The 21,614-nt window shown below is 45.4% G+C and carries 21 protein-coding genes; 7 read left to right on the forward strand and 14 right to left on the reverse strand.

Annotated elements, in window-relative coordinates; translation table 11 throughout:
• Positions 1-11: 11 nt before the first annotated feature.
• The 3 genes from C0638_RS21575 to C0638_RS21585 form a co-directional block, all read right to left on the reverse strand.
• Positions 12-791, reverse strand: a complete 780-nt coding sequence (locus C0638_RS21575; RefSeq protein ID WP_058711079.1) for an ABC transporter ATP-binding protein — start codon at positions 789-791, stop codon at positions 12-14.
• 244 nt (positions 792-1,035) lie between these two features.
• Positions 1,036-1,842, reverse strand: a complete 807-nt coding sequence (locus tag C0638_RS21580; RefSeq protein WP_267893788.1) for a cupin domain-containing protein — start codon at positions 1,840-1,842, stop codon at positions 1,036-1,038.
• Between the two features lie 71 nt (positions 1,843-1,913).
• Positions 1,914-2,777 (reverse strand): YheC/YheD family protein, encoded by an 864-nt coding sequence (locus C0638_RS21585; protein ID WP_025677866.1) that lies wholly within the window; start codon positions 2,775-2,777, stop codon positions 1,914-1,916.
• A 209-nt stretch (positions 2,778-2,986) separates the two neighbouring features.
• Between C0638_RS21585 and C0638_RS21590 the strand changes: the two genes are divergently transcribed.
• Together C0638_RS21590 and C0638_RS21595 are read left to right on the forward strand one after the other, a co-directional pair.
• Positions 2,987-3,823 carry a DUF6492 family protein gene (locus C0638_RS21590; protein ID WP_102163776.1) on the forward strand — a complete coding sequence of 279 codons (837 nt, stop codon included), beginning with the start codon at positions 2,987-2,989 and terminating at the stop codon, positions 3,821-3,823.
• Positions 3,824-3,894: 71 nt separating this feature from the next.
• Positions 3,895-5,238, forward strand: coding sequence for a sugar phosphate nucleotidyltransferase (locus C0638_RS21595; RefSeq protein WP_058831343.1), 1,344 nt, complete (start codon positions 3,895-3,897; stop codon positions 5,236-5,238).
• A gap of 128 nt (positions 5,239-5,366) precedes the next feature.
• Here the strand turns inward: C0638_RS21595 and C0638_RS21600 are convergent, their stop codons facing one another.
• Together C0638_RS21600 and C0638_RS21605 are read right to left on the reverse strand one after the other, a co-directional pair.
• Positions 5,367-6,092 (reverse strand): succinylglutamate desuccinylase/aspartoacylase family protein, encoded by a 726-nt coding sequence (locus C0638_RS21600; protein WP_102163777.1) that lies wholly within the window; start codon positions 6,090-6,092, stop codon positions 5,367-5,369.
• A 23-nt stretch (positions 6,093-6,115) separates the two neighbouring features.
• Positions 6,116-7,132, reverse strand: coding sequence for a glycosyltransferase family 4 protein (locus tag C0638_RS21605; RefSeq protein ID WP_102163779.1), 1,017 nt, complete (start codon positions 7,130-7,132; stop codon positions 6,116-6,118).
• Positions 7,133-7,485: 353 nt separating this feature from the next.
• Here C0638_RS21605 and C0638_RS21610 point away from each other — a divergent pair, with 353 nt between their 5' ends.
• A complete protein-coding gene (locus tag C0638_RS21610; protein WP_013371017.1) occupies positions 7,486-7,959 on the forward strand; it encodes a C40 family peptidase in 474 nt (157 codons plus the stop codon).
• A gap of 81 nt (positions 7,960-8,040) precedes the next feature.
• Here C0638_RS21610 and C0638_RS21615 read toward each other — a convergent pair whose 3' ends face one another.
• Entirely contained in the window at positions 8,041-9,417 is a 1,377-nt protein-coding gene (locus tag C0638_RS21615; RefSeq protein ID WP_102163781.1) for a sensor histidine kinase, read from the reverse strand.
• Positions 9,414-10,127, reverse strand: coding sequence for a response regulator transcription factor (locus C0638_RS21620; RefSeq protein WP_064963651.1), 714 nt, complete (start codon positions 10,125-10,127; stop codon positions 9,414-9,416). The genes C0638_RS21615 and C0638_RS21620 overlap by 4 nt, the downstream gene beginning before the upstream one ends.
• A 147-nt stretch (positions 10,128-10,274) precedes the next feature.
• Between C0638_RS21620 and C0638_RS21625 the strand changes: the two genes are divergently transcribed.
• Positions 10,275-10,925, forward strand: coding sequence for an undecaprenyl-diphosphatase (locus C0638_RS21625; protein WP_040101409.1), 651 nt, complete (start codon positions 10,275-10,277; stop codon positions 10,923-10,925).
• 38 nt (positions 10,926-10,963) lie between these two features.
• Here the strand turns inward: C0638_RS21625 and C0638_RS21630 are convergent, their stop codons facing one another.
• From C0638_RS21630 to nadA, 5 genes are all read right to left on the reverse strand, one after another.
• Positions 10,964-11,635: a phosphatase PAP2 family protein gene (locus tag C0638_RS21630; RefSeq protein WP_102163783.1), complete on the reverse strand. Its 672-nt coding sequence runs from the start codon at positions 11,633-11,635 to the stop codon at positions 10,964-10,966.
• Positions 11,636-11,743: 108 nt separating this feature from the next.
• Positions 11,744-12,520, reverse strand: coding sequence for a GNAT family N-acetyltransferase (locus tag C0638_RS21635; RefSeq protein ID WP_102163785.1), 777 nt, complete (start codon positions 12,518-12,520; stop codon positions 11,744-11,746).
• Between the two features lie 195 nt (positions 12,521-12,715).
• Positions 12,716-13,549 carry a membrane protein insertase YidC gene (yidC, locus tag C0638_RS21640; protein ID WP_040101411.1) on the reverse strand — a complete coding sequence of 278 codons (834 nt, stop codon included), beginning with the start codon at positions 13,547-13,549 and terminating at the stop codon, positions 12,716-12,718.
• Positions 13,515-13,835 (reverse strand): hypothetical protein, encoded by a 321-nt coding sequence (locus C0638_RS21645; RefSeq protein WP_040101412.1) that lies wholly within the window; start codon positions 13,833-13,835, stop codon positions 13,515-13,517. The genes yidC and C0638_RS21645 overlap by 35 nt, the downstream gene beginning before the upstream one ends.
• Before the next feature lie 123 nt (positions 13,836-13,958).
• Entirely contained in the window at positions 13,959-15,065 is a 1,107-nt protein-coding gene (nadA, locus tag C0638_RS21650; RefSeq protein ID WP_040101413.1) for a quinolinate synthase NadA, read from the reverse strand.
• A 166-nt stretch (positions 15,066-15,231) separates the two neighbouring features.
• Between nadA and C0638_RS21655 the strand changes: the two genes are divergently transcribed.
• Complete coding sequence (locus C0638_RS21655; RefSeq protein ID WP_040101414.1) at positions 15,232-16,386, forward strand: IscS subfamily cysteine desulfurase; 1,155 nt, start codon at positions 15,232-15,234, stop codon at positions 16,384-16,386.
• Positions 16,383-16,922, forward strand: coding sequence for a transcription repressor NadR (locus C0638_RS21660; protein WP_013371006.1), 540 nt, complete (start codon positions 16,383-16,385; stop codon positions 16,920-16,922). The genes C0638_RS21655 and C0638_RS21660 overlap by 4 nt, the downstream gene beginning before the upstream one ends.
• A 128-nt stretch (positions 16,923-17,050) precedes the next feature.
• Here C0638_RS21660 and greA read toward each other — a convergent pair whose 3' ends face one another.
• Positions 17,051-17,530 (reverse strand): transcription elongation factor GreA, encoded by a 480-nt coding sequence (gene greA, locus C0638_RS21665; protein WP_013371005.1) that lies wholly within the window; start codon positions 17,528-17,530, stop codon positions 17,051-17,053.
• Positions 17,531-17,900: 370 nt separating this feature from the next.
• Here greA and C0638_RS21670 point away from each other — a divergent pair, with 370 nt between their 5' ends.
• On the forward strand, positions 17,901-18,248 hold the full coding sequence (locus C0638_RS21670) for a hypothetical protein (protein WP_013371003.1): 348 nt from the start codon (positions 17,901-17,903) through the stop codon (positions 18,246-18,248).
• A 244-nt stretch (positions 18,249-18,492) separates the two neighbouring features.
• Here the strand turns inward: C0638_RS21670 and C0638_RS21675 are convergent, their stop codons facing one another.
• Positions 18,493-21,528, reverse strand: coding sequence for a chitinase N-terminal domain-containing protein (locus tag C0638_RS21675; protein ID WP_058712064.1), 3,036 nt, complete (start codon positions 21,526-21,528; stop codon positions 18,493-18,495).
• Between the last annotated feature and the right edge of the window lie 86 nt (positions 21,529-21,614).

Below are 21,614 nucleotides of genomic sequence, written 5' to 3' on the forward strand. Positions count from 1 at the left end.
CAAAAGGCTCTCTATACCATAGAGAGCCATGCACGATCCTGTCTCCAGTCTACTTGCACAGGTGTTTCAAAAAAAGCACTGAGCGTTTCACTGCTCAGGATATCTGTCGTTTTACCTTTGGCAAACACCGTACCCCGACGAATCAGAATCGTATGTGTGTACATGGGTAGAATTTCTTCGATATGGTGTGTAACATATAATAAATTTGGAGCACCCGGCGTCTCGGACAGCTGACGAACGCTATCCAGTAATGCTTCTCTAGAAAAAAAATCCAACCCATTACACGCCTCGTCCAAAATCAGCAGCTTGGGCGAGGCCATTAACGCGCGAGCAATAAGCACTTTTTGCTTTTCTCCCTGTGAGCATCCCTGATACAACCGATCTACGAGATGAGCACAGCCCAGTTGGGTCATAAGCTGAACAGCCTGTTTATCATCTGTATCCGTCGTCTGATCATACAGTCCAATGGAAGCAAATTTGCCGCTGATGACAACATCCTGCGTGCGCTGGCTTCCATTAATTCTTTCCTGTAAAGAGGAACTGACCCAACCAATAGATTTGCGTAATTCCCTCAAATCTACATCCCCAAAAGTATGACCCAATACACCGACACTACCTGTGGTTGGCCATATGTAACCATTAATCATATTGAGCATCGTTGTTTTGCCTGATCCATTCAAGCCGAGTACAGCCCAGTGCTCTCCCTCAGCTACCTGCCAATTGATTTGATCCAGTATGGTACGGTTATCTCTCTTCCAGCTTACATTGTTAAGTTCAATGACAGAATTCATGGCTGCACATCCCTTCTATTCATCGTATCATCAGATGTTTATAAGCATAATAAAATATAACTTTTACTACATTAATCTTCACTTTCGTATAAGAATAGCACAGGGTTGCAGGTTGTTCAATTTTAAATTCACTCTATTACTTTCTACAAAAGTAATAGAAACAGAATCAAGTTCAATAGCCCGCTTAGGCTAACTGGAATAAGGTAGCATAAGCGGGCATTTTAGTTGCTTTATGATTTAAGATTTAAGATTTTCGGGCGATGAAGACTGATTTATGAGGCAGTTTATGCGCTATTTCCCGAGGCAGGCTCAGATTTGTTGCCAATACATCAACAGGGTTGCCAGCCATCCACTCACTCAAATCAATGGCCTCGTAATGACCACTGTTAAAACCAATCAAAATACGGCATACGTCCGGTCCGGTATTTTTAATATAGTGCCCGGCTCCCATAGGTACATACCCTACATCTCCGGCTTCAAACTGCTCTGTCACTGCATTCCCTTCTGCCAGAAATACAGTCATTTCTGCGCTGCCGTCCAAATAGTATTGCCATTCATCCGCATTGGGATGCCAGTGCATTTCTCGCAATCCGCCTGGCTCTAATTCAATCACAGATCCTGCCATCGTCGAAGAAATAGGGAAATCTTCTACTGTAACAGTCCGCTGAGTCCCTCCACCCGGTGCCAATCTGGGCTGTTTGGCCATTAAAGGATAGCGGTGTTTAGTAATTAGATCGGAAGAAGCGCGCGGATATGCATCATAAGATGCGATAGATGGGACAGGTCCTTCTGCAAAATAAGCTTCCTTCTTTGGTAAAAGAGCCAGCTCGTCGGCTGCAAGTCCGAGATTTTGCATGACAACATCCGCGGGAGTCTGAGCGATAAAATCAGTAATGCTGAACGTATGGTCCTCCGAAAAATCACCATTATCAAAAATCAGGATAAAATGACACTCTCCAGAACCAAGATCTTGAATGGAGTGACCATAACCACGGGGGAAATACCATACATCACCGGGTTTAAAAATATCGACATAGGAAGTACCGTGAATGTCCGAGTCGCCACCTCGCGGTTAGGATTAGGATAAACAGGCAAGAAAAAAAAGGATGAATCATAAACAATTCATCCTTTTTTTGATTTAGGTTCTTTATTTGTATGATCAACTTTATTTGCAATTTTATCTTTATTCTTGTTGTTATTCTTCTTATCCTTGCTTGGGACTGCAACTTTCTTTTTTTCATTAGCCAGTCGCCAATAGCTTATTACTTTTCGGTACATAGACTTATCTGTCAATTGGTTAAATATATATGGGTCTGGCTTCGTGTTCACCTCAATGATCCACGGGATAAAGCGATGATCCAATCCAATGTCCACACCAATTTGCCGGAATTTCGGATATGTTTTTTGTAGTTGTGTGGCGATGGTAATCCCTAGTTCATTGAGCTTCTTGACCAGCTCAGCCTGCTTACTTTGCGATAAATGGGATTTCAGTAGTTGTTCTAAGGCCATCGGCTTACCACCACTATGATAATTGGTCACGATTTTACGGGGATGACCCAAGCGTCCAATAATTCCGGTAGATTCCCATGACCCTTTTGCATTACGCTGCACCATGATCCGGATATCAAAATAACGATTTTGATGGCGCAGTAAATGGATTCCCTTTTGAATGAGATAACTTTTTTTCCCCGTGTGTTTCGATAAGCTGGTGATTAGTGCATCCAAATGTTTGAATTCCAGACGCTTTTCCTCATATTGGTAGGCAAAACGCTGACCTGCCTCTTGTTCGACTTTCATCACACCTTTGCCAAAGGTACCTCGCTCAGGCTTTACATAGACCATACCATATTTTTCGAGCATTGATTTTACATTTGCTTTGCTGTATTTACGAGTTTCAGGTACAAAAGGCTTGATGCTGCCATGCTGGAGCAACAATTGGGTTTTATGCCATTTGCTGCGCAACGCCTGCGCTTGTGAAGAATTCACTTGCCCCTCTCCTCTCTACTCTCAGGGTAGAACGCTCCTGTTAAAAAAGATCAATCTATCGTATGCGCCAAATCCCCATTCGAAGCTCCATTCGCCCTCTTCTACATAGAATTAGACAGTTGGCCTTGCCCGGTCGAAAGCGCCTGTCCAGGCATACAATAATATAAGGTACCGGTAGCGTATATTTACACGTATAGGGAGTGAATAACATGTCTGCGCAATCCGATGAGCCACAAAAGGGTTCCCTCTCAATCGATGTTCTGATCCCCGCAATTGAAAAAGATCTGGCGACACTACCACTAGTAATTGACAGTCTGCGCCGTCACGTGCAGCACCGAATTGCAACCATTTATATCGTTTCACCGCAAAGCACCAAACTTCGCCGTCTATGTGCCAACAAGAAGTGTACATTTATAGACGAAAGAACGGTGTTGCCCATCACTAAAAAGCATATTCGTTACGGAACAACGCGCTGGGATCGATCAGGCTGGCTGTATCAGCAATTGCTCAAAATGAATGGCGACAAAATCAGTAAATCGTCTTTTTTTCTCGTCATAGACGCGGACACCATTTTGATTCGTCCACATACGTTCCGTAAAGACGGGAAAACAATTTTTTACTATCGCAGCTGGAGTCAACCTGAGTACTTTCGCACTTACCGTAAGCTGATGGGTGCTAAAGCTCCCTCACCAAAGTCCTTTGTCACTCACTATATGCTTTTTGAAAAAACACGGCTCGCCCAGCTCAAGCAAGTTATTGAGACCAGACATGGGGAACCTTGGTACAACGCCATTATTCAAAGTATAGATCGGACAAAACAGTTTGGATTTTCCGAATATGAAACGTATGCCAACTATCTATACAGCAATCAGCCCTCTCGGATGATTTTGCGCAAGTCATTGAATAAAGCGCTTCATAGTCGTGCTTCTTCGCTGTCACCAAAACAATTGGATCTCTACGCTCAAAGCTACCGCTCCTTATCTTTTCATCAACGCAAAGTATACCAGCTAGCTCCAAAAACAAAGATTCCATCTGTATTGAAATAAGTTCCTAAAATAGAAAATCCCGCAATTGTTGATGCAATCCAAATGGATCTGCATTGAAGGAGGAAACGTCCGTGCGCATCGTATTGTTATGCGGTGGTGCCGGAAAACGGCTGTGGCCATTGTCCAACGATATTCGGTCAAAGCTGTTTCTCCGGTTGTTACCCGCTCCTGATGGGCAGCAGGAATCTATGCTTGGCCGGGTGTATCGTCAGCTTACCTTAGCCGGGCTAGATTCCTCTGCCCTGCTTCTGGCTCATCGGAGTCAGGTAAATCTAGCATTTCGCCATACTGAAGGTCGTCTGCCCGTTCTTGGCGAGCCTGCCAAACGGGGAACCTTCACAGCTGCCGCACTCGCTGCTGCTTATTTTCACACCAGAGGCATGGGGCTGGATGAAGTTCTCTGTATTGCTCCAGCAGATATGTTCGCAGGCGACGACTTCTTCCACAGCATAGCAGCGCTCTCCGGTCTATTGCTCGAGAGCGGAGCCGATCTGGCTATGCTTGGGACAAGGCCTACCCATGCCTCCGACCAATATGGATATATTGTTCCAGATCTGCAAATGAGGCAGGAAGGGAAATCGGCTTATGCACAAGTTGCTCGCTTCACTGAAAAGCCGGCTCTCTCTAGGGCGCAGCAGCTTATTAACCAAGGCGCGCTGTGGAACTGCGGTATTTACGCTTTTACGTTACGGTATATGCTGTCCTGCATGGAGCAAATTCAATTGCCGCTGAACGATGAAGAACTGTACACAATATATGATAGCCTCCCGGTTCGCAGTTTCGATAAGGAGATTGCGGAGCGTACTGAACGGGCCGTTGTCCTGCCTTACGAGGGCGAATGGCACGACATCGGCAACTGGCAGGCCTTAACAGAGCAGATAGGAAGCCAAGTGATCGGACGTGGACAAATCAGTGGTCAGACTCACGGCACACACATCGTGAATGAGCTGCCCTATCCACTTCATGTCATTGGCGTGGAGGATATTATTGCTGCTGCAAGCCCTGACGGTATTCTCATTGCGTCCAAAAGCCATGCTCACGCGATCAAGGAGCAGCTAGGCAACCTCCAACTTCACCCCATGCATGGTGAAACCTCTTGGGGCAGTTACCGGGTGCTGGACGAGTTTGATCACCGGAGTCCGAACGACATCTTAGCCATACGACTGACGGTGTTGCCAGATCATCGCTTGAATGGACGTATTCACGGCAGCGGACTTAAAGTATGGACGATCGTGTCCGGCCGGGGAGAGGTTATGCTGAACGGAGAACGCTTTGCTGCGGCAAGCGGCTCTGTATTTAGCATTCCAGTGGATACGTATCACACGATCCGCGCAGATCTGGATACCGCACTGGAACTGATCGAGGTGCGCCTGGGTCACAGTTTGGTGAGCGCCTTCTATAAATCCGATTCCTGACAACACAGAGTTATAGCATCTAAACAGATAGGATTTCTGCACGAAAATCACACATCAAAAAAATCGCTCTTGAGCAAGGTGAGTAAGATCCCTTGCTCATGAAGCGACTTTTTTTGTAACATTACATTTCATAAAGTAACCGTTTTAACCTTGTCAGATAAATAAACCTTGTTGGCCTTAACTATCCCGGCCTCTCTTAAAAAGTGCTGCACAATCTTCATCTGATAGTGTATGCGTACTTTCTGGGACAGGCTCCACCCCGTTTCCACGGTTACTGCACGTGCCCCTAAAATACGGGCTGCAGCGGTACGAGAGGAACCTGGGAGCTCATGCAGCCGCATGTTGAAATGGCGGTCTTTCACCTTGATCGAGCGATTCATTCGCTTAATAATCCGGCGCGTCGTGGGAATTACCGGGTTGCCTTTATTGGAGATCAGCGTTTGACCAAGCACCTTGGCATCCTTTTGTGATAATCCATTCGCCTCATGCAAATCGAGATACCATTCAGGGTGATGCTTTTGTGTTAGTTTAAATAAAGCAGCGGAAAGTGGATGTGTTGCCGCCTGCTTTTTCTGGCGCGGAAAGGTTCGATTCAGATCAGGTTTTCCTCTGATCCGCTTGCGGTAAGCCTCTTGATTCACAATTGGCACAATAATAAGTTTGCCATGGCTGAATCTCAGTTTTTGCTCATTCAAAAGCTTTACCAGTTTCTCAGCCGCACGTATACTTGCTATTTCATTACCATGTATGCCTGCAACCACCATCGCACACGGGCCTTTCTGTCCCTCTATGGCTACATAATAAGGAGTCGCCCAAGAAGATCCCTTCCCAAGCATATATCGATTGACCTGCATCCTCTTCACCTCCGTATAGGCTTTCAGTGTCCTCTCTTCTGTTCTCGCCGACGGATGATTTCACGGTATAGTCTCAAATAGTTGCTGGTCATCTGTTTGTTGGTAAATCTTTGGTTAACATACAATCGAAGCTGGGCGGGTGACGGGTAATTTTTTTGCTGTGCCTTACGTGCCATTTGGCCAACTGATTTGCAAATCAACTGTGGAAAGCCTGATAGCACCTCGGGAACGGAGCCATTTTTTAGTGCCAGCACCGGTGTTCCACAAGCCATGGCCTCTACCATTACGAGTCCGAACGGCTCTTCCCACAGTGATGGAAACAACAGACACTCTGCATGTTTCAGCAGCTTCTGTTTCCGATCACCCCCAACTGGTCCCACATAGCGTATATTCGGATTGCGCTGAATTCGCTTCTGAATCTCTCGGCGAAAAAATACAGGGGCTTTGATAGGACCCGCAATAAGCAGTCTTTTTCCTGTTCGCTCTGCAACCTGAATGGCCTGCAGTACACCTTTATCCGGTATGATTCTGCCCATAAACAGCAAGTAGCCTCGCTTCTCACTGCTGAACTCGTATTCATGGGTGTTGATGCCGTTATAAATATAAAATCCTTTGCCCCCGCCCATCAGTTGGCGTGCTCTTTTACTGACATATACGGGGTTTTTACCGTGCCTCTTCACTGGTAGATGAACGGTACACAATGATGAGCAAGGCAGCTTCCTACGCGCCACCGCAGAACGAAAGGTATGGTCATGAATGATATGTGTACCGGAAGGCATATGCCGAAGTACATATTGGGGGATCTGACTATGTTTCAAACCCTTGGGATAAGTAATCAATCGCGCGCTGCTCCTGCTCCCACGGGCGGCAAAAAGAGATACATGATGCCCTTGTCTCACTAATTCCTCTGTTAATTCATGCACAACCTTTTCCGTTCCGCCCTTGATGGAGGGTACAGGCTGTGCATCGGGATAGTTGGATATGACCTGCACAATGGTTAAAGGTCGGTTTTTGAGTGCTTTACTCTGCCTTGAAGCCATATGAATTCCCCTTCCTGACCGGAGATACGGTGTAATCTTTACGATGTCAACGGGAATCTGAGCATACTCCCGTACAGGTTATAAATTGTAGTATATAGGTATGTATGTTTTGCATGATTGCTTGTGCCAATCGTCTGCAAGTCGCTTTTTGTCATACGAGCCTAGCCATAAGGGGGGCTTATTTAATTTGTCAAGTCAAAGTTAAGGAGAAAATTCTCATCGTTTTCTAATAAAGCAGGGCAAAACGTTGGGGTAACAGGATTGTAACCACGAGTGGTAAATTCCGGATATTTTATTTGTGTTATTGTCATTTCAGGACATCAACACAATACGAATAACGGAGGAAATTATATATGAAACGTACTTCTAAAAAATTGTGGATGGGTATTTGCTTTACGATGACTTTGGCACTGAGCGCTGGGAGCTTCGTCGTTGGATCAGACACCACTCATGCCGCTTCGACAAGTAAAGCTGATCGGATTATTTCAAAAGGATCCCAGTATATGGGCGTCCGTTATGAATATGGAGCTCCTGCAGGCAGTACAAGCTCTTTTGATTGCTCTTCGTTCACTCAGTATGTTTTTGCACAAAATGGAATCAAGCTTCCACGTTCGTCCAAACAGCAGTCAACTGTAGGCACTTATGTACCGCGTAGTCAGCTTAAAAAAGGCGATTTGGTCTTTTTCTATGCCCCAATTCATCATGTAGCCATTTACATGGGAGACGGGAAAATACTGCACACGTATGGTAAAGGTGGCGTAACGGTTACAAAACTGAATTCGGGATGGTGGAACTCCCATTACACAACAGCACGTCGTGTCCTTTAGGATCATTTTGGATGATTCCCATCCACCGAATGCTTAACTTACAATTAACATTAAAAAGGCTGTTTCTCTGAGTAGAGATGTCTACTGGAGGGACAGCCTTTTCTGTTGTTTTTGAGGCAGCGTAACGATGACCTCCGTCCCTTCTCCTTCTACGCTTTCCATGCGTATCGTACCCTGGTGAGCATCTGTTATTGTCTTGGCAATCGGCAACCCCAGTCCGGTTCCTCCAGTTTTACGATGTCTGGAGCTGTCTACCCGATAAAATCGTTCAAAGACACGCTTGATCTCGCCCTCAGGAATGCCAATTCCGTAATCCTTAACCCGAAGGTAGACATCTTTTTCATCTGTAGATATCCATATTTCGATTTCATCCGAGCTATACTTTAAGGCATTATCCAGCAGGATGACTAGTAACTGCTTGATTTTTGCAAGATTAGCGTCCAGCCAAATTTCCTTTTCTTCTGTAAAAATAGAAATTTGACGTTCATGTACAGGCTTGAGATGTGCTACTACCTGTTGACAACAACCAACCAGCTCTACCGGCTCATACGGTTCGGGGGCTTGCTGCTGTGAGGAGGCCAATGTCAGTAATTGCTGCGTCATCGTACGCATTCGCTGAGTTTCTTCATAGATCGATTCAATCGATTCCTTACGTATGTCCTCGTCACGCGTACCCCACCGCCGCAACATGTTGGCATAGCCCTCAATAATCATCAATGTCGTATTCAGCTCATGTGAGGCATCGGAAACAAACTGCTGCTGGCTCTGAAAGCTTTCTTCCAATCTCTCCACCATTCGGTTAAAAGTTGCGGTCATTTGGGACAATTCATCTTGATTGTGGCTGCCGACAGGAATTTTTTTGAATTTCAAGCTTCTTTCGATTTCCTGCATCGTTTGAATACTACTGGCAATTGGCAGCAATATCGCATTCGCCAAAATCGTGCTACCCACCAGACTGAGCAACATAGCTCCTACAGTCGACGTGATAAGAATTGTATTTAAGATATCGAGATTGTTTTCGAGCGCATCCCATTTTTCTACAATCTCCAGTGTCCCCTTTTGACTACCTTCTGGGGAAAGCACCGGAAGGTGAATGATCAGAATTTTATGATTCTGTAGATCCGTCAGTTGAGAGCTCTGAGAAAGGTTAAAACGTATATCGTCTAGCTTAAAGCGCGACTGACGGCTTACTTCATACAGAAGGCGAGATTGCTGATCAAATACCCTCAGAATGGTATCCCCCGAAAGTTCATCTTTCAGCTTGGGCCCCCATGCATTTTTCAGAATCATCGTAGGTCCTGTTTCGGAAATAATCTCAGTCCACTTATTTTGTAACACTTCTCTTTCATTACGAGTAGCGATTTTGACAAATAATAGATGAACCGTGACATCCACAAACAGGAGAATCGTCATCACTAAAATAGAACTAAGCAGGGTAATTTTGGTCCGCAGCTTCAATGGTCTTCCTCCCGGATACAGTACCCAACGCCGCGCACGGTTTTAATCAGTTTCTTTTTGTATCCATGATCAATTTTTTTGCGAACATATCGGATATAAACATCTACTACATTCGTATCACCAACAAAATCAAACCCCCACACGTCCTGAATCATTTGCTCCCGATGCAATACCTGATTTTTGTGCTCCATCAGATAAAGAAGCAAATCAAATTCTTTGGGCGTAAGTTCGATACGTTTTCCTTCCCTCACCACAGACCGCGTCTTGGGTTCCAACACCAGGCTATCGACTTGAAGTTTGGACTGCTGCTTATCCTCTTTTGGTGAAGCGGTAGCTACCGGCTCCAATTGATTCCTCATACTGGCTCGCATCCGCGCTAATAGCTCCTCAATTTCAAAAGGCTTTGTAATGTAATCATTAGCTCCTTCATCCAGACCTGAGACCTTGTCAGGAGTCGTGTTACGTGCAGTAACCATAATTATCGGGGTATGATGGTCCACTTTTCGAATCTGCTTCAGCACCTCAACTCCGTTTATCTCCGGCAGCATCACATCCAGGATAATAATATCCCATGTATGGGCTAATGCTTTTTCCAACCCTTCTCTTCCCGTTTGTGCGATTTCAACCACATATCCTTCATGGGATAACTCCAACTGAAGCAATCTGGATATCTTCTCTTCATCATCAATGACCAGCACCGACTTATCCATCGCAAAACCACCTATTTTCTATAGAAAAAACTAATAAGCAATGCACATAACATTCATTTTTTATTTGATTTTAAGCTTTTATCCGTATAGTCGCTCTATAATATAACTTTGTAATTCAATTTTTTGAGGTTAAGGAGTAATTTATTCATGTTAATTAATGTAGACTTTGCTTTGTTTCACTGGATCAATGAACTGGCTGATCACCTCGCCTTTTTGAATGGAACCATGCGCTTCTTGGCGCAATATGCACCGTATTTATTCGGAGTGGCCTTACTGATATACTGGTTCACCTTTAAAATGCCACATCGGATGATGGTTTTAGAAGCCGTTATAACGGTTTGTATCGGTTTTATAATCAGTTGGGGGCTTGGACATTTGTTTTACAGAGACCGGCCTTTTGTTGGACATTCTGTCATTCAGCTTATTCACCATGATCCAAATGCTTCATTTCCGAGTAATCATGCACTTGGAGCTTTTGCTCTGGCTGCAATTCTATGGCTTCATCATCAAAAATATCGTGTTCTGTGGGTTATCTTGGCTGTGCTTATTGCAATATCCCGCGTATGGACCGGGGTGCATTATCCTTCAGATATTTTGGCAGGCGCACTTATTGGGGCAGGTTGCGCAGTTGGTGTTCATAAATTCATTCGCAGTCGGAAGTTTCCAGGCATCTTTATGCAGGCGGCTATTATTTTGTATGAAAAATGGGAGCAGAAGCTGGGACTTAAGCCTAGATCACAAACGAGAACTAAGATGACCGAATCCACTTCCTCTGTCCAAATCAAAAGCAGACGCTAATGCGTCTGCTTTTTTAAGCTCATCATCTATGCGGCTCATTATGCAGTCGATTTGGTACGAAGGGATAGCATTCGTTCTTCATAACGTTGGTAGAACCAAATGCAAGCTGCCATCCAGCACCCACTCATGAAATAGCCACCCACAACATCACTTGGATAATGTACGCCCAAATAAATACGGCTTGCCCCGATCGTTAGGATTAGCAGGCTACTGAGCACAACAAGAAGGATACGACCTCTGCTGGAAGGAACGTGCTTCCACAATAAAAACGTTAGCGCCGCATACATACTAAAAGCAGTCATAGAATGTCCGCTGGGAAAGCTGTATCCATTCGCTTCAATAATACGGTTAATTTCAGGTCTCGCACGCTGAAATAGCATTTTTAACACCATATTCAGCAGCACCGATCCCAGCACAGCAACCGCTAAAAAAAACAATTCTCGGCGGTGTCCTAATACGCTATATAGCACGAACATGGCAATTAAAATGATAATCACTACTGGAATCCCGCTGCCGATCATAGTGAAACATTTCATAAGACGTGTGATGGCAGGCGACTCCAGTTGTCCAATAGCTGTAATGATCCTGTGGTCAAAATGCCGTACTTGATGGTCGCTGACCCATAGTGCAATTAAGCCAAAACCGATGGCACATACTATACATGTGAGCAGAGCCACGGAAATTGGCAGCTTTGTAGGTAGTTGCTTCATTTTTTAAAGGTCCTCCATAATCTTCATCCCCTGATCAAGCAAAATGTAGCATTCGTATTGTCTATGTATTTACTTTACCCACTTTTCTTGTATCATTTCATGAAAAGATTAGCTTTTAGAATAAAGCATGGTTAGCTTTTTGGCAAAAGAACGAGGAGTCATCCTGTGATATGAAATCAATTCTCCATTACAGATCACATGAAATACGCCATACGGGGTCGGGGACAGTTCCATCAATTGTGAACGATCTCGTATATCAATAATTTCAGGTTGTATCCCCACAGTCTCAGCTGCTTCAATCACATTGTGCGTGGCTATTTCCAGATAAGGGCATTGATGAGTTCGTAAAATGGTTAAACCCTCACTAAAACGATCCAGACGTAAAACCCAATTATCAGGAAAATAAGGGTCTGAATGCTCTTGATTAAGCTTGTAAACATACAACTGAAAAGAATATGGAGCATCCTCCACATGCCGAAATCCGTTTTTCAGAAAAATCTCGGGACCTGGTGCCCAGGAGGTATCTATGTTGGTAAAAACTGCCACTCCCTTCTTCCCCAACGTAATAGCATCTTGAATGCAGCGTTGAATAAGCTGTGAACCTAGCCCCAAACCAGTTACAGCGATCCAGATGCAATGAATTACTAGATATCCATCCGCATGAACAGCTCTCCATGCTTGTTCACCCAATGCATACTCAATGAATCCTACTGGTTTATTGTCTTTTCTTAATTGTATGTAAGTCAAACCTTGAGTGAATTCTTTTTCTGTCCAATTCAGCTTTTGTACATATCCCGGTGCTTTTTGCATGCTTCTCATGCAAAAACAGCCGTCTTCTCTTATTTGATTTTCATACCATTCAGTGGTTGTTGTTGAATTTTCCATATAGTCTCTCCTAACTTTTAAGAATATTTATGATATAAGGATTTCATAATGATTACAAAACCGCAAGCAAAATAATAGTGAAAAAAGCTACAAAAAAAGGACACTATTTAAGCCTTATAGGCTCGAATAGTATCCTGTCATTACACATGAAACACTGCAAACGCAATTCTATGTCAAACAAATAGCATCTTCTTATTAAGTTGGCGTGACTTCACCAAGTTTAATCTTGTTCTCTGCTTCCTCGATTGGATAGCGTTTGCGGAACCACAACGATTGAAGCAGCAAAAAGGTGCCGCTTACGGTCCAATATAAAGGCATGGCCGCAGGAGCATTGAAGGAAAAGACCGCCATCATAATCGGTGAAAGATAACCCATGATAGCAAATTGCTTACGCTGGTCAGCCGTCATCTGTAGCTGAGAAAGCTTGGCCTGTGCCAAGTATACAACTGCGACGACAATTGCCAGAATCCAGTCCGGCTGTCCAAGCCGGAACCATAAGAAGGAGTGAGACGCCAGCTCCGGCGTGAGTCGGATGGCAGTATACATCCCGCTTAAAATCGGTAGCTGAATGAGAATAGGCAGACAACCGATATTGAGTGGATTGAATTGATGCTCTTTGTATAGTGACATCATTTCCTGCTGCATACTTTGCTGACTGTTGGCGTCTTTCTTATTCTCATACTTCTTCTTAATTCGGTCCAAGTCGGGCTGCATAGCGCTCATCTTGCGCTTCATCCCCTGCTGGGCACGCGTTTGACGCATCATTAGCGGCAGTAAGGCCAGACGGACAATGAATGTCAAAGTCATGATCGCCAGCCCAAAGCTTCCACCAAACCATTGCGCCAAATGCTGAATGAGCCAAGAAAGTGGGAATACCACGTAATGATTAAAAAAACCAGGTGTCTGTGCATTAATCTCCGCAGCATTCGCACCACAACCAGACAGCAGCATGACCACCGCCAACGCTACGATTAAACCCAATATCCGTTCTTGTTTACCCCAAAAAGTGAAACCCTTGAATCGTTTCATATGTTCCTCCTCGTTGATTGACTGTGCCATCATTCAACAAGGGGGAACAATCGGATGCATCTTCATCTGGCGCTTCTTTCCGCCGAATGTGACGTGCTAGCCGTACAGGCATGTCCTGTCCGCGGGCAGATATCGGCATCAGCGGAGAAGCATGCGAGCGAACGGGCCCGCCTTCGACCCAGCATTCAGCTACACTGCCATGCAAATGAGCAAGATACGTATAAGTCACAGTGCACAGCAAGCCGATCGTAAGCAAATAGGGGAGTAGGTCCTGAAGCTCAAACAAGGGATTCACCTCCTTCGGTATGTTGCTACAATTATAGCACGAAACTGGACAACCGACTAATCTTTAATTAGAGATAGAGGTTGAATCACAAACAAGAAAGTACGCTCACGTAACGGTAAAAACTTAACGTATAGCAAGCATACGATTCAGTGCCTGTACAGCGTCCTGTCTGATCTGAGCATCTACACGAATGACCCCCACAGGCTCTCCCCGATCAATCTGTTCCATTGCCCACAGCAAATGCGGAAGATCGATCCGGTTCATGGTCAGACAAGGACACATATCGGGATTGAGCGATTCAATCTGCTGTTCAGGGTACTGCTGTCTAATCCGTTGCACGAGATTCATCTCTGTGCCAACGGCCCATTGGGTCCCCGGCTCTGCCGCACGGATCGTATCGATGATGAATTTGGTGGAGCCAGCACAATCTGCGAGCTGTACAACCTCGTGAGAACATTCGGGATGAACGATGATTCGGATATTCTTATCACGTTCACGGACGTTGCGAATGTGATCTACCGTAAATTTTTCATGAACTGAACAGTGCCCTTTCCATAAAATGATTTTCACGGTTTCCGGGTTTCGTTCAGTCTCCAACTGATCGATCATAGGATTCCATACAGCCATTTCATCCAGCGGAATTCCAAGTTCATGGGCTGTATTGCGTCCCAAATGCTGATCCGGCAAAAATAAAATACGTTCCTTTTGTTTCAGCGCCCAGGCCAGCACCTGCTTCGCATTCGAAGAAGTCACGGTAGCCCCGCCATGCCGTCCTACAAAGGCTTTGATCTCTGCGGTGGAATTTACATACGTTAACGGAATGATCGTATCGCCTACCAACTCCTGCAAATGCTTCCACGCTCGTTCCGTCTGCTCCATGTTCGCCATATCTGCCATCGAGCAGCCTGCGCGCATATCCGGCAGAACAACGGTTTGCTGGTCGGTAGTCAGCATATCCGCTGTCTCCGCCATAAAATGAACCCCACAAAACACAATAAACTCCGCTTCCTGATTTTGTGCCGCCATTTGAGCGAGCTGTAGCGAATCTCCTGTGATATCAGCAAATTGGATAACCTCGTCTTTCTGATAGTGATGGCCCGGAATGAGCAGCTTTGAGCCCCATTTTTGTTTCAGCTCAGCTACACGTTGCTCCATGTCAGCAACCGTCAGTGTTTTATAATGCTCTGGCATAAGTCCACGATTTCCTTGTAAAACGTCTAGCATAGACATTAGATTCCCTCCATATCGTTGCGGCTGACTGTCCCTCGCTCACGAATAGATAACCGCTATGTGTACAAATATATTTACATGTGTCTTGACACTTATATTTACACATGCCTACAATAATCTCAAGGGTTTTTGGAATGGAATTATTTTCAAGTGGGGAGGATTTGCTGTGATTTACCTGGACTATGCCGCTTCCACACCCATGTGTGACGAAGCTTTGCATATATATAGCGTAATGAATAAGGAAATGTTCGGAAATGCTAGCAGTCTCCATGATGCAGGCGGTCAAGCAGCCTACACACTAGATTACAGCAGGCAACGAATGGCAAATATGATTGGCGGGCATAAGGAAGGCATCTATTTTACAACAGGGGGCACAGAATCCAATATGTTGGTCGTGCAATCGATCCTGAACGGGTTGCCGCCGCACAAAAAGCATTGGATTATGAGCGCTTTGGAACATCACTCGATGTATAATCTTGCTACTTTTCTAGAACATCAGGGCTATGAGCTGACCATTGTACAACCGGATCGGGAAGGAAGAATAACCCGTGAAGTTCTTATCCCCCACCTTAGAGACAATACCGGGCTTGTATCGGTACAACACGCCAATTCGGAAACAGGGCTGATTCAGGATCTTGCTGCCTTGTCTCCCCTGCTCCACGAACGCGGTATTATGCTGCATAGTGATGCGGTACAAACATTTGGGAATGTTCACATAGATGTAGAAGCCATGGGAGTGGATGCACTCTCTATATCAAGCCATAAAGTGTATGGCCCCAAAGGTGTCGGTGCTGCATATCTCAAACCCGGAACCCCATGGCGTCCGGTATATCCTGATACACTGCATGAAAAGGGATTTCGTCCCGGAACGATTAATGTTCCAGGGATTGCAGCCTTTGTCGCAGCGGCAGAAATGATGACCGAACAGATGGAGATGCATCAGGAGCGGTATGCTACCCTGCGAAGATACTTTATTACGAAAATTCAGGAAAGATCGATTCCATTACGTTGGGTCGTAGAGGAAAGCGAAAAAAAAGCGGTGCTGCATCATATTGTAGGATGTTTTTTTCACGGTTACGAGGGACAATATGTTATGCTGGAATGTAATCGCAGCGGTGTCTGTATATCTACCGGAAGCGCATGTGCCGCCGGACATCACGATCCTTCCCCTGCCATACAAGCCCTTGGAGCATCCGGCCGTGAAGCCTTACAATTTATCCGTATTTCTTTCGGCAGGACAACCACCATCGAGGAATTGAATGTACTGGTAGATATTTTGACAGACCTGACGCATCAACAAGAAAGGAGCTTATCCCGTTGACTGAATCTTCAAAACGGTCAGGTACGGATCGCCGCGAACAGCTGCTATTGTGGCTCAAAAGCGAATCACCGCTGACCGGGAGCGAACTGGCACGCAGGTCCTCCGTTTCCAGACAAGTAATTGTACAGGATATTTCCCTGTTAAAAGCAAGCCAAGAGCCTATCCTTGCAACGAGTCAAGGATACATTTATATGGAGCCTACGGCTCAAGTCGCTCCCTTAGCCTCTCGTATTATTGTGTGTAATCACCGACCTGAACAAACAGAAGAAGAATTAAAACTGATTGTGGACTACGGTGTCAGTGTGCAGGATGTTATAGTTGAACATCCAGTATATGGAGACCTGACTGCTCCAATACGGGTCGGAACTCGCAAAGAAGTGGACGATTTTATACGTAAGATCAGTTCCACCCAAGCCACTTATTTGTCCCAGCTGACCGGAGGCATTCACCTGCATACCTTGCATGCCTCGGATGAAAATAAAATTAATGATGCCTGTGCTGCACTGGAACAAGCCGGCTTCCTGATGACAGATTAATCTTAATACGATACAAAGTAATGAAAATCCTGTCCAGTTTGTGGAGTGCAAATGCACTCCGCAGGGATGGTATGTAAATAGCAAGAATGAAAAATCCCGGCCCCCTTATAAAGGGAATCGGGAATGGACTAAGTGAGCTTAATTTCTAGCAGCTCATATTTGATTACAGCCATGGGTGCATCGACATGAATGATACTGCCCACTTCTTTCCCCAAAAGTGCCTTACCTAAAGGACTCTCATAGGAAATTTTGTTGTCCAGAACATCTGCCTCCGCAGGACTTACAACTTTGTATTCCACCTTCTCCGAAAATTCGATGTCATTCAGAATAACAGTAGATCCGATACTGACCGTTTTAAGGTCCAGATTACTTTCATCCACTATCCGAGCTTTGGTTAACATTTTTTCCAAGACCATGATCCGTGTTTCCATAAACGCCTGATCGTCCTTGGCTGAGTGATATTCACTATTTTCCTTCAGATCTCCATAGCTGATGGCCAACTTGAGGCGTTCGGCTAGCTCCTTGCGTTTTACCGTCTTCAGTTCCTTAAGCTCTTCCTCCAGCTTGGCTAATCCCTCTTTAGTTAACAATACTTCTTCGTTCGACATGGACTTATTTCAACTCCTATTTCAGCACTTTGCATAATTCAAGTTCAATACTCGAAGGTACAATATATACGAGCTAAACCGTTAGGGTCCATCTATTGCTGATTGGATAAAGCTCCTGGAATTAATGCAAAATGCTCATTTAGCTTTCTTTATTGTAGTTTACTCTAAATTGGACCAACATGCGAAAAGAAATTCAGGAATTTAGCAGTCAGCTACCTTCGGCCACAGTGATTCATATGGTAACCAAAGCTTTCTTGCTCGCATATCGTATGATCATAACGTATTTTAATGAGCACGTGCAGTGCCACTGCCCTTGTCCCAAATTTCATGAAAACCAGGCAGGAGCAGTGTATGGCGGGAGGAAGATTCAATGGCTTCCTTAGGAAAGAATGGCAACGGGAACGGGAATCGCAAATCCAAATCCCCCCCTAACGGTCAAAAGAAAAATGGATTAAACAGTAATTCGGCTATCTTTTCAGCACTTCAAGGAAAAAATGTGGAGGTCCTAGTCGCAGCCCTCCTACTAACAGGAAAACTAAACGTCGATTCCGTGACTTTATACAGACAAGCAACTTTATTTTTAGGACTCACAGGAAAATACAAAACATTAGCATCTGCCCCTACTAATGTCGATAATATGGTGAAATTTTTAAATGATAACGGCAATATGACGTTGGATCAGGTAATACAAGCCTTTTCACAGAAAATAAATAAATAAATAAATAAATACTTAAGAGGTGGCGAAAGGAGATATTTGTGGTGAGTGAGTTTGATGGAGAATATTTTGCAGAGGTTATCATCATTGTGATTCTAGTTGCCATGATCTTCTATGGCTCCTCAGATATAGAGGGACTTTCCGCTTCGCCAACCCAATCCTAAAATGATAATTCCCGAAAAAAAACATCTATAGACTCTCGCGAGGTCAATAGATGCTCTTCTTTTTAACAGCCCATCATTTCGATTTAACGTTCCTTTACTTCTACACTTATGGTTTGACTGGAAACCTCTCCGGCAGCATTGACTAACTCGGCCCGATACTCATATGTACCCGGCTTTTGATTTTGGATATTGGTCGCAGCACTTTGAGCCTGCGGGCTTTGGCTCGGCAGATCCTGCGTGTCGATCAGCTTTCCATTTTCATACAGGTTGTATTGGGTAGCATTCGTGCCCCACCACATGTTCATTGTCAGGGTATAGTCGCCGTCACCATCCCAATTATTATGAGACAACACCGGAATGCCAGGAGAAGCATCGGTCACTTCGACAGTTAACGGGTCGCTGACCGTTTTACCGGAAGCGTTGATCAGTTCGGCAGTATACGTGTAGGTTCCATTGCTCTTGCCTGTAATGGAAATGACTGCATGCTGTGCTCCAGGGGAAGCTGCTTGCAATGATTGGGTTTCGATCAGCTTATCATTTTCATACAACTTGAGTTCATCACCATTCGTGCCCCACCACAGATTCATGGTGATGTTGTAGTCTCCATCCTTCAGTCCGGTGTCCTGACCGTTATCATGAGACAGCACCGGTTTACCCGGCACCTCACCTGCAGCGATTTTCTCGACTCTAACGGTTACAGGATTGGATACGACCGTTTTACCGTCCAAGGTGACGCTGGCTGTAATCTCGGCGCTCCCCTCTTTTAGGGCCCGAAGTTCTCCATACGTATCCAGTGCAACGGATTCATGACTGCTGCTATACTGAACAGAGGCATTACTTAAATCAGCTTGGCTGCCATCTGTCAGCGTACCCTTGAGATGTGTGACTGCTGTATCGCCAACGTTAAATGTTGTTTGATCCAGTGAAAGCTCCACTTCCTGCAAAGTTGCGTCTGTCTGAGCTGAAAAGTCATCTAGCCCGCGCGGCTTTAACTGATAATTCCCTTTAAAAATCGCCGAAATTCCCTTCAGCTTCACTTGCTGTCCTTCTTGATACGGAAAAGATGTCCGTGTTAAGCCTGTACGTGCATCAATTCGCACATGATGGCTAACAACGCCCGCGACTGCATCAAATTCAAACGAACCTACAGGAGTTGCATCTATCACATTACGAATAATGGCAGTAGGAAGCTCAACCAGCTGTCCTTGGTTCGCATCGTTGAGTTCGGTGACCTGCACAGCTTGCGGAAGTTGTCCTTCTCCCGTTTTTTCAATAGCCACTGGATCGGTCAACTCCACTTCACTATTGTACAGTGCCAAACTTGCTGTAATCTTTACTCGATCACCTGGGTGAAAGCCGCTTTGGTTTTGATATACATAAATGCCGCCACTTTCATCCTGCATGTAAAAGGCTTGACCGCCAAAAGCCCCTGGTTCTGTCGTCACAACACCTTCCAAGGTCACAACTTTGCCAGCCGAAAGAGTCCGTGCTTCTGCGACACTGATACGAGCAGGAATCGTGTTGCCATCCTCAGGCAAAGGCTGAGCCGGGACATCAGCCAACACGACGGATTGGGTCAGCAGGTTGCTGCCGTTTTGTCTCAGCCTAAGATTAGCCGAACCACTGGTTCCCGGCTTGATACGCACCGTCAGGTCCCTATAGGCATGCCCCTTGCTGTCGGATTCCAGACTAAATGTTCCGCTATAACCGTAAGAGGTCGGCCAGCTTCCATCCGGATTCTGAATCTGGGCTACTTGGTTGCCGCCCGCTACATAAATACCTGCGCTGAATCCGCTAATCGTGCTATTGGGAGCCAGTTGGTCGGCAACAATGCGAATTTGAAAAGGCTGTACATTCGGCAGCTGTTCCTGACGAACGATGCTGTACACAGGCTGCGCGCTGGCTGTAGATCCGCCATAGGAGCCGGCCTTGAACGTTCGTTGATCCCACCATTTGTAGCCGGCTGCAGGAGCGGACCAAGGCTCTGCTTGCGGTTCCGTGGAAGCCTGAGGATCTTCAAAAGACAGCAATTCCGTCGGCTGATCAAGATGTAAGTTCTTTACATCCGACAGGCTGGTATACTCCTCTTTCTTGGACAACCAGTCTACCATATTGACCAGTAACACGGCGTCATCCTGCTCCTTAAATCCGTCATACGTTGTCTTCTTGGTTCCTGTCTCTTCACGCAAATATTTTGGCGTTGCATCTTCAACAGGAGATGAATCCCCAATGAAGGCAGCTTTGCCTAGACCTACTTTTGCTACAGCAGCATAAGGCCCTTCCGCTATACCGCCACCGTTATAAACGCCCTGATCTACTGCATTCCCCCAAGCCTGATTGGTTTTAGGGAGATATACGATCCCCTTGGCTTTGGTCGGGTCAATAATCGCCAATGTAGATCCTGCGTGCATCGCCACATTACTCACTCCTGCTGTAATGCCAAACGCCTGCGCAGGCTCAACAATCTGATTAGCCGTGATATCGCCTAATGCATTGTAGCGGAAGCGTATACCAAACTGGCTGCCCAGCCAATCTGAGCTAACCACGCCCTGCATCGCTGTCGAGCTTTTTTCTTCCTCACTCATTCCCTTTGCAGGGTCTTCCCATGCGCCTCGACGGTACCCATTGATACTTTCCGACCCGTCCCAGCGATTCTTGTTGCGGTCGGCGTTATAATGATCTCCAATGAAAAAAATGCTATTGCCTGCTTTAACATACTGTTCCATTGCGGCCTGTTCGCTTTGTTTAAAAGGGATATTCGGCTCTGCTGTCACAAATACATCATAATTCTTTAAATCATTATAAGTAATAGGTGTAGATTGGCGAAGTTCATGAACATCGTAGCCATTGTTTGCAAGGGCTTGTCCGAAATCTGAGAATCCACCATCAATCACCCAATCTGCTACGCCGGCTGTCTGTCCATGTGTATTATCGAACAATACTTTTTTACCAGCGTTTTCATTGACCACTTTGGCTGCAATGAAAGGGGCAGGGTCTGCCGGACCTTCTGCACGTGCCGGTTGTATGCCGCCTACAACACCAGCGTACAACGATAAAGTGAAAACCATAGCTGTTGCGTATTTGAAGCTACGGGATGTAAAACGACGAAAGATTCCCATTCTATTCCTCCTGTTAATTGGTTTAAGGCCCCTCTCAGAGGGGCACTAAATATAAATGTTAGCATTCATTTATGTGCGGACATGCG

It is taken from the genome of Paenibacillus sp. lzh-N1 (genome assembly GCF_002872435.1).
Lineage (GTDB): Bacteria > Bacillota > Bacilli > Paenibacillales > Paenibacillaceae > Paenibacillus > Paenibacillus polymyxa_C.

Bases quoted from the DNA above. Each gene is read 5' to 3' on its own strand.
- C0638_RS21575 (WP_058711079.1), bottom strand. From the start codon at position 791: ATGAATTCTGTCATTGAACTTAACAATGTAAGCTGGAAGAGAGATAAC.
- C0638_RS21590 (WP_102163776.1), top strand. From the start codon at position 2,987: ATGTCTGCGCAATCCGATGAGCCACAAAAGGGTTCCCTCTCAATCGAT.
- C0638_RS21600 (WP_102163777.1), bottom strand. From the start codon at position 6,092: ATGCAGGTCAATCGATATATGCTTGGGAAGGGATCTTCTTGGGCGACT.
- C0638_RS21605 (WP_102163779.1), bottom strand. From the start codon at position 7,132: ATGGCTTCAAGGCAGAGTAAAGCACTCAAAAACCGACCTTTAACCATT.
- C0638_RS21610 (WP_013371017.1), top strand. From the start codon at position 7,486: ATGAAACGTACTTCTAAAAAATTGTGGATGGGTATTTGCTTTACGATG.
- C0638_RS21620 (WP_064963651.1), bottom strand. From the start codon at position 10,127: ATGGATAAGTCGGTGCTGGTCATTGATGATGAAGAGAAGATATCCAGA.
- C0638_RS21625 (WP_040101409.1), top strand. From the start codon at position 10,275: ATGTTAATTAATGTAGACTTTGCTTTGTTTCACTGGATCAATGAACTG.
- C0638_RS21630 (WP_102163783.1), bottom strand. From the start codon at position 11,635: ATGAAGCAACTACCTACAAAGCTGCCAATTTCCGTGGCTCTGCTCACA.
- C0638_RS21635 (WP_102163785.1), bottom strand. From the start codon at position 12,520: ATGGAAAATTCAACAACAACCACTGAATGGTATGAAAATCAAATAAGA.
- yidC (WP_040101411.1), bottom strand. From the start codon at position 13,549: ATGAAACGATTCAAGGGTTTCACTTTTTGGGGTAAACAAGAACGGATA.
- nadA (WP_040101413.1), bottom strand. From the start codon at position 15,065: ATGTCTATGCTAGACGTTTTACAAGGAAATCGTGGACTTATGCCAGAG.
- greA (WP_013371005.1), bottom strand. From the start codon at position 17,530: ATGTCGAACGAAGAAGTATTGTTAACTAAAGAGGGATTAGCCAAGCTG.
- C0638_RS21670 (WP_013371003.1), top strand. From the start codon at position 17,901: ATGGCTTCCTTAGGAAAGAATGGCAACGGGAACGGGAATCGCAAATCC.
- C0638_RS21675 (WP_058712064.1), bottom strand. From the start codon at position 21,528: ATGGGAATCTTTCGTCGTTTTACATCCCGTAGCTTCAAATACGCAACA.